Genomic DNA, 12,584 nt, shown 5'->3' on the forward strand with positions numbered 1-12,584 from the left:
GTGACGAGCCAATATTTCCTCAAGAAGAACGTCAAGATCGAGCCGCTGGTCAACCGCTGGCACGCCAATCCATGGCTCGTGTATCCGCCGACGGCGGCTTATCTGATGCGGCATCACCTCGAGATCATGACGTCGTTCGTCAAGCACGCGGCGCTGCACGAGAAGGCGGCCGCAAGCCGGAAGATTCGCGGCGGCCCGTTCGTGCAGGGGCTCAACGCGCAGGACGTGCCGGCGATGGGGGCGCTGATCGAGACCACGCGGCGCGACGGCGCGCATCTGTTCGGGCTCGCCGACGATCTCGACGCGCTCGGCGCGACGCTCGGCGCCGCCGACGGCCACAGCCTCGTTCCGTTCTACGAGCAGGTGCCGCCGCGCTTGCGCGGGATGGTGGAGCTCGCGTATCAGGCGGGCAACCGCGCGTACGCGCGGCTGATGGAGGGGCTGTACTACGACGCATACGATACGAGCGCGCTGCAGTCGTTCGCGCTCGCGCCGCTGTGGGACGACAGCCGGCCGTTCTGCCTCAGCACGCCGCGGCTCGACACGAGCGACGACGTGTTGCTCGACATCCCGTTCGCGGACCCGCTCGCGGTCGCGCTGACGGCGTCGCGCCGCAACGGGCTCACGCCCGCGCAATTCGAGGCGCTGCTCGATCGCCGCTCGAAGGGCACGCGCGCCGACGCGGTGGCCGCGCTGTTCTCGGACACCGCGCCGCCGCGCGGCGCGGCCGATGCGCACGAGCCGCGCGTGCGCTACTTCGGTCACGCCTGCGTGCTCGTGCAGACCGGCTCGGAGAACCTGCTGTTCGATCCGCTGATCAGCTACCCGTTTCCCGGACAATCGCCGCGCTTCACGTTCGACGATTTGCCCGACGTGATCGACTACGTCGTGATCACCCATTCGCATCACGATCACTTCGTGCTCGAGACGCTGCTGCAGATTCGCGATCGCGTGAAGACGATCGTGGTGCCGCAGAACACGCACGGACAACTGATGGACCCGTCGCTCAAGCATACCGCGCACGCGCTCGGGTTCGAGAACGTCATCATGATGAGCGAGTTCGACACGCTCGAGCTCGGCGGCGGCAAGCTGCATGCGGTGCCGTTCCTCGGCGAGCACGGCGACCTCGACATCCGCAGCAAGCTCGGCTTTCTCGTCGAGGCGGGCGATCGGCGCGTGCTGATGGTCGCGGACAGCAACAACCTCGACGACAGGCTCTACGAGCACGTTCGCCGCCGCTACGGCAAGGTCGACCTGCTGTTCATCGGCATGGAGTGCGAGGGCGCGCCGGTGTCGTGGCTGTACGGGCCGATGCTCGACACGAAGCTCGCGCGTTCGATGGACGACAGCCGGCGGCTCAACGGCTCCGGCTCCAGCGCGGGCTTCCGGCTGGCCGAGATCGTCGGCGCGGATCGCGTGTTCATCTATGCGATGGCGCAGGAGCCGTGGCTCACGTTCATCAGCAGCCTCGAATACGACGAGAGCTCGTTCGCGATGCGCGAGGCGAGAAAGATGATCGCCGCGTGCGAGCAGGCGGGCATCGACGCGTGCCTGCTCAACGGCTGCGTCGACATTGCGCTGGGCGCGCGGTGACCGGATGGATCGCGCTCATCGCAGCCCGGCGGGGCCGGTCGACACGCTGCTCGACGGGATGATCGCCAAGAATGCGTATTATCCGCGCCGCATCGGCGGCGCGATGCGCGTGTACACGCTCGGCGATCACGCGGTCGTCAACAGCGGGCTCGCGACCGATACGTTCAACCTCGTCATCAGCCGCGCGGCCGACGGCGCGCAGGCGAATGCGATCGCGCCGATCGCGCGCGATTTCGACGAAGCCGGCTTGCCCGCCGCGTGGTGGACCTGCGGCGAATGGCCGGACGCGGCGTTCGCGCGTGCGCTCGGCGAAGCGGGCTTCGTCGCCGACGAAACGAGCGTCGGGATGCTGGCGGAGCTGGACGCGCTGCCGTGCGTCGCCGCGCCGCGCGGCTTGCGGGTGCGGCAGATCAGCGGGGCGGACGACGTCGCGCGCTTCGGTGCGCTGATCTGCGCGCTGTTCGATCCGCCCGATCCGTTCGTCGATGCGTTCTATCTGCACGTCGCCGCGCTGGAGATCGACACCGCCGAGCCGCTGAAGCTGTTCCTCGGCGAGATCGACGGTTGCGCGGTCAGCACGGCCGCGCTCTATCTCGACGCGGGCACCGCGCACGTGTTCGACGTCAGCACGGCGGCGCACGCGCGACGGCGCGGCTATGCGTGCGCCGTCACCCATTTCGTGCTCGCGCATGCGAGAGACCGGCTCGGCGCGGCCCGCGCGGCGCTGCAGGCGTCGCCGGACGGTCTGAACGTCTATCGGCGTCTCGGCTTTCAGCCGGTGTGCGAGTTTCGCGTGTATTCGAACCGCGCCGCGGTTCTGGAGAGAAGTCATGACCAGCATCCCCGTTAGACTCGATCGGTTTGCGCCGGCCGCCGCCCCGGCCGACCGGGCCGATCCGGCCGCCGCCACGGACGGCGTCCCGGCGGCGGCGTTTCCCGCCACGGCCGCGAAGGCCGCGATCCGCACGCTGGTTGCGCCGTCGCCCGGCGGCGCGCACGTGCTGTGCATCCCGTGGGCGGGCGCGAGCATCGAGCGCTTCTTCGTGTGGAAGCGGTATCTGCCGGCGGGCGTCGGCTTGTCGGGCGTCCAGTTGCCGGGGCGCGGCGCGCGCGCGCACGAGCCGTCGCCGACGGATCTCGTCGCGCTGCTCGACGAGATCGCGGCCGAGTACCTGGCGCTGCCCGACCCGCCGCGCATCCTGTTCGGGCACAGCTTCGGCGCGCTGATCGCGTTCGAGATCGCGACGCGCGTGAGCCGGGCGGCCGGCCAGGCGGGCGGCGATCCGTTCGTGCGGCTCGTCGTGTCGGGGCTGTCCGCGCCGAGCGTGATCGCCGAGGAAGAGCGCATCGCCCATCTCGACGACGACGCGTTCAGCGCGCAAGTGCACGCGCTCAACGGCATGCCGCCCGAGATCGCGCGGAGCCCCGAATCGCTGCGCTATTTCATGACTGTCCTGCGCTGCGATTTCCGGCTGTACGAATCCTATTCGTTCGACGCGGATCGCCCGCCGCTGCGCTGCCCGATCGCCGTGTGCTCCGGCCGCGACGATCCGAGCGTGTCGGAGCACGGGCTGAACGCGTGGGCGGCGCTCACGACGGGCGAGTGCCGGCGTCACGATTTCGACGGCGATCATTTCTTCATCGCGGACCACGCGGCCGCGATGCTGGGCCTCGCGCTGGACGCCGAAAGCACGCTCGCCGGCTGAGCGGCGCCGCCTTCCATTCCTTTTTTCGAATCGTCATTTCCTGTCGACCACGTTCATGAGCGAGACCTCGAAGCGCCATCCTTCCCTCGTGTTGATCCTGATTCCGGTCGTGATGCTCGGCCAGCTCTCGATGGACATGTATCTGCCCGCGCTCGACAGCCTGCGGGCCAGCATGCGCGCGACGGGCAGCGAGCTGCAGCTCACGCTCAGCGCGTTCGTCGTCTCGCTCGGCGTATCGCAGTTCCTCGTCGGCGAGTTCGCGCGCCGCGCGGGGCGAGGGCGCGCGATCCGGATCGCGCTCGTCGGCTTCGTCGGCGCGACGGCCGGCTGCGCGATCACGTCGTCGATCGCGTTCTTTATCGTCTGCCGCGCGGTTCAGGGCATCTCGGCGGCGGTGTGCGTCGCGCTGTCGTACGCGGTGATCGCCGATAACGCGAAGGACAGCCACGAAAGCATGCGCGGGATGATGATGCTCACGGTTGCCTCGACGGTCGCGCCGCTGATCGCGCCGGTCGCGGGCTCGCAGGTGCTGCAGCTCGCCGGCTCGTGGCGGGCCGTCTTCATGCTGCTGCTATGCGTCGCGAGCGCGGCGACGCTCGCGTTCTTCACGCAACCGGCCGCGCGCTTCGATGCGCGCGCGTCGGACGCCTCGAAGCCGGCACGCCAGATCTATCTCGGGATCGCGCGGTCTTCCCGGTTCTGGCGCTACGCGCTGCTTTGCTCGATCGGCACGACGATCAATTTCTGCTTCTTCTCGTTCCTGCCCGGCATCCTGCTGGTTCAGAACGGGCTCACGCAGAACGCGTTTTCCGCCGCGTTCTTCCTGTGCGGGCTGACCGAGATCGCGGGCTCGCTGCTCGCGCCGAGAATCAGCAAGCGCATCGGGCACCCCGCATTGACGGGGCTCGCGTGCGCGTGCTGCGCGCTCGGCGGTTTCGGCGTCGCGTATCTGTCGACGATGCAGGGGGCGGTCGTGCCGATCGTCGTCGCGTTCTCGATCGTCGAGCTGGGAACCGGCATGCTGATCGCGCCGTGCTTCTCGGCGGCGCTGTATCTGTTCCGCTCGGCGTCCAACGAAGCGTCCGCGATCTGCGGGTTCCAACAATTCATGATCGCCGCCGGCGTCGCCACGTTCGCCGCCGCGATGCAATGGCAATCGTCGTATGCGCTCGGCATCCTGATCGGCGTGGCCGCGCTGCTCGGCGCGGCGCTCGGCTGCACGCTGGCGGGCGGCGCTGCGGCCGACGAGCGAGCGGACGAGCGCGTGGCGCGGGTGGCGGCGAATCCGGATTAGCGGCGAGGCGCCCGCGCGGGGCGCGCGACGGCCGTTGGCCGAGCGACGCGCGGGGAAGGACGAAGGCGGCGCGCGACGCACGCCGTGCAAGCGAGGCGAACGGCGGCGCGATGAAAGAAGCGCGGGAAGGGCGGCGGGCGAAGACGGCGGCGTGGGCCGCCGCCGGCAAGCGGCGAAGCGTCGGCTTCAGGGAATTCGCCTAGGCGGCCGCGTTTGGCGCTTGGGATTGGACCGGTACTTACTGATAGAACGGCTTCGGCCCGGACACCATCACGCGCCGCATGATGCGATTGCCGACGGGCGGGTTCGGCGAATTGGTGTGGATCAGCGACGCGTTGTCCCAGATCACGAGGTCTTCGTTCGCGTAGCGATGACGGTAGATGAAATCCTCGTTGCGGCAGTGCGCGAAGATGCGATCGAGAATCTCGTCGCTTTCCTCGGGCGAATAGCCCTCGATCCGGTCGGTGTGCGCCCAGTTGACGAAGATCGAGCGTTGGCGCGTGTGCGGATGGGTGCGCACCGCCGGATGCGAGACGGTCGGCTTGAAATCGTCTTCCGCGATATTGAGATCGAAGCCGATCTTCCTGCATCGCTTCACGAGGCTGCTGTCGAGACTGAAGACCGCACGCTTGCCGTCGATCGCCGCTTTCAGTTCGTCGGGCAGCGTCTCGTATGCGCGGAACATGTTCGCGAACCAGGTATCGCCGTGCGCGTCGGGCACGGATTCGGCATAGAAGAACGTCATTTTCGCCGGGTGCTCGAGATAGCACAGATCCGAATGCCACAGCTCGAACGGCGGCGTCGGATAGCCGACCGGCTTGCCGTCTGACGTCACGTTCGACACGATCGTCATTTCCGGGAACGAGGACGTATTGGTCGTCATCGGGTGCGGCTCGAGCTCGCCGAACGCACCGCACGCGGCGATCTGCTGTTCGCACGACAGGCGCTGGCCGGGAAAGACGAGCAATTGATGTTCGGACAACAAACCGATGACGTCGTCGCGCGCTTGCGACGACAGCGGCTTCGAAAAATCGATGCCTCGAATCTCTGCGCCGAGCGCAGGGGACAATTTGCGTGAAATCATGCGAATTCCTGTGGTGACGATGTTTGAACGCGATGCGCTTCGATCGGAATCCGAATACGGCGTTATTTTCGATATTCGATCGAAAATCGGATTCCTGATTGAATTAAAGGCATTAAAAAAATATCGTCCGGAATACACGCTGTCTAGCTATCAATTATCACAGGTCTTTATCGGAAATCGGCGCGGCATCGAAAATGGACGTGATGCAAGCGGCGGCGTAGCGCCGAGTCGCTGTCCAGCGCTGCAAGCTCGCCCAGCATCTCGCTGGCCGACTTGAACAGCACCGTGTGGCCCTGGATCAGCGCATGGTGCGCGACGTTCTGTGCCAGCGTCGATTTGCCCACGCCGTTCGGGCCGATGAACACGACGTTGGTCGCGTCGTCGAGGAACGAGAGCGACATCAGGTCCTCGACCGCCGCGCGGTCGATCCGCTTCGGCCAATCCCAGTCGAAGTCGGTCAGCGTCTTGAACTTGCTCAGCTTCGCGGCGCGGATGCGCCGTTGCAGGGATCGATGGGCCCGCTCGTCTTCCTCTCACTGCAGCAACGGCGCGAGCCAGGTGGAGCCGTCGACTTCGGACCAATGCTCGACGAGGCCGTTCAGGCGTAACGCCCTGGCACGCGAACGCAGCATCTCATTGTAGTTCGGGGTCGACGTCATCCTTTTTCTCCGCGGTCAGTTGATCGTAGGTATCGAGCCGGTGCGGCTGGACGGGCGCATCCTTGCGCCGTACATGCTCCGGCAGATTCATGGCAACGGGTGGCGGCGCTCCAGCGCGGCCCGCACGGTATTGGTATGTGCCGATACTGCGCGCAACGCGTCTTCGACGGCGGCCTGTAATTCAGTCGCGCCGTAGCGGTCGAGCAGGCGCAGCAGCGAGGTCGTCAGCCCGCCGACGCTTGCGCCACGTTCGGCCGCGCGGATCAGCAGGGGCTCGCAGGCCGGTACCGCCCGGGTCAGGCTATTGACGCCACGGTGCTGACGGGCTTCACGTTTGAACTGTTCGAGCGTTCTGAGGTGCTGCGGGTCTTCGATCTGCTCCGCGCGGTCGTAGCAACGTCGATGGCTGGCGATCATCTCGGCGCCGTCGAACACCCGCACCTGGTTGAGGCCGGCCCGGACCGTCAACATGCGACGCACGTGGGTATGCGGGATCGTGTAATCGTTCAGGTCGAAGCGCACGTACGGCGTCTTGCCAACCTTCACGGCCAGTTGCTCTTCGACGGGGTACGGGTTGTCGGGCAGCGTCAACAGCAACGGCTGCTCGCGAGCGAACGCTTCGCGCACGGTCATCGTGCGATCCTCGGGGCATGGCCGGTCGGCCGCTTGGGTACGGCACCATTGCTCGGCTTGCGCGTTCAGATCATCGAGATCGGTGTACTTGCGCGCGGCGAAGAAGGCTTCTCGAACGTGGCGGATTGCGCGTTCCACGCGCCCCTTCTCATTGCCGCGAGCGACGGCGACAGGCCGCGGCTCGAAGCGGTAGTGGCCGGCGAACGCGAGCAGCGTCGGATGGAAACGGATCGCGTCGCCGACGCGCTCGAGCACGGCCGATTTCAGGTTGTCGTACAGCAGGACTCTTGGCAGTCCGCACCACGTGTTAAATGCACCGATGTGGCCGCGCAGGAAGTTCTCCATGCGCGCATCGAGGAAGAATCGCAGGTAGATGTCGCGCGAGTACGAGAGCACCATCACGAACGCCATCAGTGGCCGGCGCGCTCGACCGATCTCGATGTGGCCGAAGTGCCCCCAGTCGACCTAGGCCTGCTCGCCGGGCAGCGTGCGTAGACGCAGGAAGGTCTCGGCGGGCTTCCGGGGGCGGTGCAGCGAGATCAGATGCCGGAAGTGGTCTGGTGCCCCTTTGTAGCCGCGCTCGCGAACCATCACATAGAGGCGGCTGGCCGTCAGCGATGGGTATTTCGTCAGTGTCTGCCGGATGAACGGCAGGTACGGCTCGATCATCGACGGTTTCGGCTGCGGCCCGATCCGGGGCAGCCCGGCATGGGCGATCACGCGCTGCACCGTCTCACGATGCACGCGCAACTGCTTGGCAATGGTGCCGCACGGCCATTTCTCGGCGTGATACAGACGCAGGATCTGCGCCTCGAGTTCAACCGGAATCGTCATCAGGGTCTCCGCAATCTGAGCGATGACCGAAGGAAATGCCTTCGGGGCGAACATGACGGGGACCGCGATGGCGCACGAAGCCGGTTCGCACCAGGGGCAGCAACAAGCCGCCACAGCCATGGCAGCGCAACGACTGCGGCGCCGCCGGGTGGGCGGCGACGTTGGCGAGTGCAACGGCGGCGTCACGGTCCGATTGCAGTACACCATCGGCGGGAACGTCAGGTGAACCCTGATGCGTCACTTTATTGCGCCGGGCCCGGTAGCGCTTGGCGCGAGCCGCGTGAGCAACGCGTCCACGGCGCGTGCGCTGATAGCGTCGCCCGGCCTCGCGCACATGGTCACGGCGTACGTCGGCGGCGCAATTCCGGCAATATCGATTGCCTCGATCGCACCGGCGGCAGATGAAGACCTGCGCCCGGCAACGGGCGCACAGGTACAGGCGGCCCGTGGGCGGCTGCATTGGCGGTTCCTCGAGAACGCCAAAGACGAGGAGTCGACCGAGGTCGACGGGCCGCGCGAGCAATGCGATACTGATCGCTCACACGGCTCTCCGGCCGGCCAACGGGCCGGCCATCTGGATCCCCTGTGGAGGTGCGGCAACCGTACTGGACTTGGCGGTTGAGGCCGGTGCCGCGCCTGTTGTTCTTCTTCGGCAAACGCCTTTCTACCATGCGCCCAGTTTAATGCGACGCGGGGCGCGCCTCCAGTCGCCCTACGGGCTCCCTACGTCGCGCCCCGCATCAATATCCCGCTTCCCACAGGCTCGTCGCTTCCGCAACGTCGATTTTGGAACTTGTGTCATGCCACCGTTACGTGACGTCGCCGGAAAAGCATGGATTTTGACCGCCATCGACATCTTCATGCGGAAGCTCTGATTTGGATAGACAAAGCGATAGACATGGGCGCAGAAATTTGTTATAGGTTGCCCTGAGTCGGGAGTGCTGACCTGTCTATGCAGCACGTTGGGCGACTGTCCCACCTGGCTTACCCATTCTTCGCGGGCCGCACCAAGTGCGGCCCGTTTTCGTTTCTGCCGCGAGGAAGCGTATGTATCTGTCGTATCTGGACGAGTCGGGGTCGCCAGGCGACCGCAATACCCCCTTTTTCGTGCTCGGTGGGGTCGCCATCTTTGAGCGTAAGACCCACTGGATCGAACGCGAACTGGACGCCATCGCCGATCGCTACCAACAACAGATCGGCCGGCATCTTGAGCTGCACGCCAATCCGATGCGCAGCGGCAAAGAAGGCTGGGAAAAACTCACCGTCGCTGAGCGTACCCAGGCTGCAGCCGACGTCATCCGCGTGGTGAAAACCAATCGGCTGAAAATCTTTGCCGCCGTCGTCGAGCAGAACCAGTTTCTCAGCGCCGCCGACGTGCTGCCTTACTGCTACGAAGTGCTCGCAACCAAGTTCGACGACTACCTCGCGTACAAGTATCAGCGCCACGGCGACGCGCAGCGCGGGATCTTCGTGCTCGATCGCAAGCGCACGCAGGAAGAAAAGGACATGCAGGTGCTGCGCCAGACGTTCAAGCTGGTTGGCCACGCGAACGGCCGGTTGCGCAATTTCGCCGAGGTGCCGATGTTTGCGGACTCGAAGTCTACCCGACTGATCCAGCTGGCCGACAGCATTGCGTATTGGATTTTCCGGCGCTATGCCTCTCGGGACGACTGGGGCTGGCGCGAGCTGCACATGCAGTTCGCGAATCTGGGAAATGGCCGAAGCGGGCTCCACGAAGTGCTCGCGCCCGCCACCCCAGCTGCTCTGCAGGCCATCCAAACCTCCCCGTGGCCGTTCCCGGCCGCGTTGCCGGGTGCTGCTGCAGCTCAAGGAGCGCCGGCCGCCGTAGCCGCTGCGCCGCGGCTGGCGCCGGGCGCGGTGATCACAGCCTGACGCAAACCCGGCTCCGGCCGGGTTTTTGTTGAGTACTGTCAATGCCGCTAACTCCCCTTAGCGGCATTGCGCTTAATGGCTCAAAACCCCGTCGGGCGGTTTGAATGACGCTTGACACGTCTTTAAGACGTGCTATGATGGATCGTACGTCTTTAAGACGGGTTCCGTTCAGGAGGCATCATGTCGGTGTTGTACGTGTATCGCTGCCCGGCCTGCGGCCACCGCGGCGAGGTCCATCACCCGGACGACAGCTACGACGGCGCGGCGGCGACCTGCGCGAAGTGCTACGGCCCGGTCGAACTGGAGTGGGACGGGGGCGTGACGCTCGAAGTCGCGCCGCACGAGGGTGGGCCGACGCCCGACGAGATCAAGTCGGCCCGCCTGCGCGGCCGGCGCACCCAGGTGCAGGTCGCCGCGCTGCTCGGCGTGAAGGAGCGCCAGGTGCAGCGCTGGGAGGCCGGCCAGGCGCCGATGCCGACCGCCGCGTGGTTGTTGCTGCGCCGTTCGTGGGGCTATCGTTTCCCGTGCGACTTCGCGCCGGCGCCGGGCCCGATGACACGCGGCTGCGACTCGCTGCGCGATCGCCCCCGCGACACTATCGAGCGCGGCGACGTGGTCGAGCTGCAGCCGATCGACGGCCCGCGGTTGCGCGCGACCGTCTGTCTCGATCGCGTGCACGACGGCCTGGTCAACGAAGACAGCTACGGCGCGTTTGTGACGGAGTTTGTCGGTGCGGCTGGCGCCGGCGACGAATACCGTGGCTTCTTTATTCCGGAGCGCGTGACCTTCGCGCGGTCGAACGTGATCCACCTCGAGCAGCGCGTGCCGCCGGCAGCCGCTCGATCGACTGGAGTGTGAGATCGTGAGCAAAACCCTGAGCTACACGCAACTGACGGTCCACGCCGAGCAGCGCATCCGCCAGCACCTGGCCGATGCCGCGCGCCATCGGGCAGCAGGCGACCGCCGCGCCGACGAATAACGCCCGAGAGCGCGCGTGCGGCATGTACGAACTGTGGGAGTCACTCGCGCTAGACCATCTGGACGGGCTCCTCAGGCGCACCTACACGGACGACTTCACGCGTCTTAGCGGACTGGTGTGGCCGGGTCTCGTGACTTCGCCACGCACTTCATCCTGACCGGAGCCCTGCGATGCGCAAGGAATACGACCTGCAGACCGACGTACTGGCGACGATCGTCGCGACGACGCCCGTCACCCCGAAGCACGCCGAGCTACTGACGGCGTTCGCCACCTGTACCGAGTTTCGCGGCGCACGGCACGTGAAGATGCGCGACGCGTTCGGCGCTCAGCCGGCGCGCGTGATCGACGCGAACGGCCGCGAGATCGCAGCCGACTACCGCGCGTGGATCGACGCGCAGCTGGCCGTCCACGGCGGCTCGGTGCGCGCGGTGTGGTTCGCGTACAAGGAAGCCGGCTATCGCCTGGTCGAGATCGAGCCCGTGCTGCACTACTTCATGCACGACCGCGGCGGCGACCAGGACAACTTCGTGCAGCTCGAGGCGTGGGAAGAGCGCGAATTCGTCGAGCGCGAGGTGTTTCCGCGCGATCTGTCCTGGGGCCTGCCGGACGAGCACGAGCTCCGTAACGGCTTGTGCAGCGTACCCGTCGAGCGCTTCGAGCGGCGCCTGCTCGGCGCGCCGCGCTATCGCCTGCAGGCGGTCATCGACATGCAGCAGTTCGCGGCGATTGCCGAGGTGACCTATCGCGAGCGGCGGCTGGGCGACGGCGATCGCCGATTCGTCGAGACGAATCGAGAGACCGGCGAAGCGCGCGTGATCAGCGTGCGCGATCTCACGCCCGGCTACGACCGGCAGCAGTGGCGCGGCCGCCGTTTCTTCGACGACTGGGCCGCGTCGAGCGCGGGCCGCGCCGGCGAGCGCGCGTGTTTGCGCTGGGCGTTCGCGACGTCGGACTACGCGAGCCCGGGCGGTAATCGGCAGGTGGACTTTATCCCGTGGTGGGCGCACACGCGCAAGATCGCGGAATTGAAGAACACGGCGAAGCTCGACGTCTATAGCCTATACGGCAAGCTCACGCAGTTCGACGAGCGGATCGGCCATCGCTTCGCGTGGTTCTTCTACGGCGTGCATGGCAACCTGATCAAGGAAGGGCAGATGACGCGCGTGCTCGAGGCGGCCGAGGCCGGCCTGATCGTGCTGCCCGAGCACGACTATCAGGTGCTGCGGAGCTGGGGCGATGACCCGTACGGGTTTTGAGGGGAGGGCGCATGAAAACCACCACCGGCTACACCAAAGGCCGCGGCGACGCGTCGGTCCATGCCCGGACGCGCGTGTTCACGTGGGAGGACCACCAGCTGATCGAGATAGACGTCATCGGCCAGCTCGACAGCGAACACCACTTCCGGATCCTCGGCAGCGCCGACGAGGTCGCAGCCCTCGCGCATGAGCTGCTCGATGCCGCCATGAAGATTCGGGCGATCGTGGGGATACTCCCGATTCGGGCGCCGGCGAACAGCTCGTGTCTGACGTCGACGTGCTGCTGCCGAATAGGAGTTAAGCATGGCCCGCATGCCCAATAAGAAGCGGCCTGCCAGACCGGCCCCACAATGTCTCGATGCGATCGTGTTTCCCGTCGCGATGCAAACTGGCGATGTCGAGGTGATCGGCATACCGTTCGGGCATCGGGGACGGACATCGGCTGTGCACGGCATTGTCGGCTTGTCGATCGGTGACTCACCTTGCTACACGGTTTCCGACGTGCTGTCGGGAAAACACGTGCCGAAGAGCGAGGCGAAGACCATCGACGCGTCCCGCGCGGCGGCCATTGCGACGATCGACGCAGTCACGAATGAGCGCTGGGCCGACACCTTCGCGACCACTCGAACGGCTACCGCCGAATGATCTTCGGC

Annotated in this window: 13 protein-coding genes and 1 pseudogene; 10 read left to right on the forward strand and 4 right to left on the reverse strand. The window is 66.2% G+C overall.

Annotated features, from left to right (window positions below):
- Genes AQ610_RS18235 through AQ610_RS18250 form a run of 4 tightly spaced genes read left to right on the forward strand, consistent with a single transcriptional unit; the run spans position 1 to position 4,593 of the window.
- Positions 1-1,593, forward strand: a complete 1,593-nt coding sequence (locus AQ610_RS18235) for an MBL fold metallo-hydrolase (protein ID WP_006029267.1) — start codon at positions 1-3, stop codon at positions 1,591-1,593.
- A 4-nt stretch (positions 1,594-1,597) separates the two neighbouring features.
- Positions 1,598-2,443 carry a GNAT family N-acetyltransferase gene (locus tag AQ610_RS18240; protein WP_006029266.1) on the forward strand — a complete coding sequence of 282 codons (846 nt, stop codon included), beginning with the start codon at positions 1,598-1,600 and terminating at the stop codon, positions 2,441-2,443.
- Positions 2,424-3,299, forward strand: coding sequence for a thioesterase II family protein (locus AQ610_RS18245; protein WP_006029265.1), 876 nt, complete (start codon positions 2,424-2,426; stop codon positions 3,297-3,299). Before AQ610_RS18240 ends, AQ610_RS18245 begins: the two co-directional genes overlap by 20 nt.
- A 55-nt stretch (positions 3,300-3,354) precedes the next feature.
- Positions 3,355-4,593, forward strand: a complete 1,239-nt coding sequence (locus tag AQ610_RS18250; RefSeq protein WP_006029264.1) for an MFS transporter — start codon at positions 3,355-3,357, stop codon at positions 4,591-4,593.
- 238 nt (positions 4,594-4,831) lie between these two features.
- On the opposite strand, the gene AQ610_RS18255 is transcribed toward AQ610_RS18250, so the two are convergent.
- The 4 genes and pseudogenes from AQ610_RS18255 to AQ610_RS37455 form a co-directional block, all read right to left on the reverse strand.
- Positions 4,832-5,677: a TauD/TfdA dioxygenase family protein gene (locus AQ610_RS18255; protein ID WP_009917397.1), complete on the reverse strand. Its 846-nt coding sequence runs from the start codon at positions 5,675-5,677 to the stop codon at positions 4,832-4,834.
- Positions 5,678-5,877: 200 nt separating this feature from the next.
- Positions 5,878-6,336, reverse strand: a pseudogene (locus tag AQ610_RS38515) (ATP-binding protein); the annotation flags it as partial.
- 87 nt (positions 6,337-6,423) lie between these two features.
- Positions 6,424-7,380 (reverse strand): Mu transposase domain-containing protein, encoded by a 957-nt coding sequence (locus AQ610_RS37450; protein WP_006029261.1) that lies wholly within the window; start codon positions 7,378-7,380, stop codon positions 6,424-6,426.
- Positions 7,381-7,434: 54 nt separating this feature from the next.
- Entirely contained in the window at positions 7,435-7,857 is a 423-nt protein-coding gene (locus AQ610_RS37455) for a helix-turn-helix domain-containing protein (protein ID WP_006029260.1), read from the reverse strand.
- Positions 7,858-8,035: 178 nt separating this feature from the next.
- Between AQ610_RS37455 and AQ610_RS36185 the strand changes: the two genes are divergently transcribed.
- The 6 genes from AQ610_RS36185 (at position 8,036) to AQ610_RS34050 (ending at position 12,576) form a co-directional block, all read left to right on the forward strand.
- Positions 8,036-8,425, forward strand: a complete 390-nt coding sequence (locus tag AQ610_RS36185; RefSeq protein ID WP_144411844.1) for a hypothetical protein — start codon at positions 8,036-8,038, stop codon at positions 8,423-8,425.
- Positions 8,426-8,850: 425 nt separating this feature from the next.
- Positions 8,851-9,696, forward strand: a complete 846-nt coding sequence (locus AQ610_RS18275; protein ID WP_006029259.1) for a DUF3800 domain-containing protein — start codon at positions 8,851-8,853, stop codon at positions 9,694-9,696.
- 180 nt (positions 9,697-9,876) lie between these two features.
- Positions 9,877-10,554 (forward strand): helix-turn-helix domain-containing protein, encoded by a 678-nt coding sequence (locus AQ610_RS18285; protein ID WP_009917395.1) that lies wholly within the window; start codon positions 9,877-9,879, stop codon positions 10,552-10,554.
- 291 nt (positions 10,555-10,845) lie between these two features.
- On the forward strand, positions 10,846-11,931 hold the full coding sequence (locus AQ610_RS18290) for a hypothetical protein (RefSeq protein ID WP_006029257.1): 1,086 nt from the start codon (positions 10,846-10,848) through the stop codon (positions 11,929-11,931).
- Between the two features lie 11 nt (positions 11,932-11,942).
- Positions 11,943-12,254, forward strand: a complete 312-nt coding sequence (locus tag AQ610_RS18295) for a hypothetical protein (protein WP_009917392.1) — start codon at positions 11,943-11,945, stop codon at positions 12,252-12,254.
- Positions 12,235-12,576 (forward strand): hypothetical protein, encoded by a 342-nt coding sequence (locus AQ610_RS34050; RefSeq protein WP_009917391.1) that lies wholly within the window; start codon positions 12,235-12,237, stop codon positions 12,574-12,576. Before AQ610_RS18295 ends, AQ610_RS34050 begins: the two co-directional genes overlap by 20 nt.
- The last annotated feature ends 8 nt before the right edge of the window (positions 12,577-12,584 follow it).

Origin of the sequence: Burkholderia humptydooensis, assembly GCF_001513745.1 — a bacterium.
Taxonomy (GTDB): domain Bacteria; phylum Pseudomonadota; class Gammaproteobacteria; order Burkholderiales; family Burkholderiaceae; genus Burkholderia; species Burkholderia humptydooensis.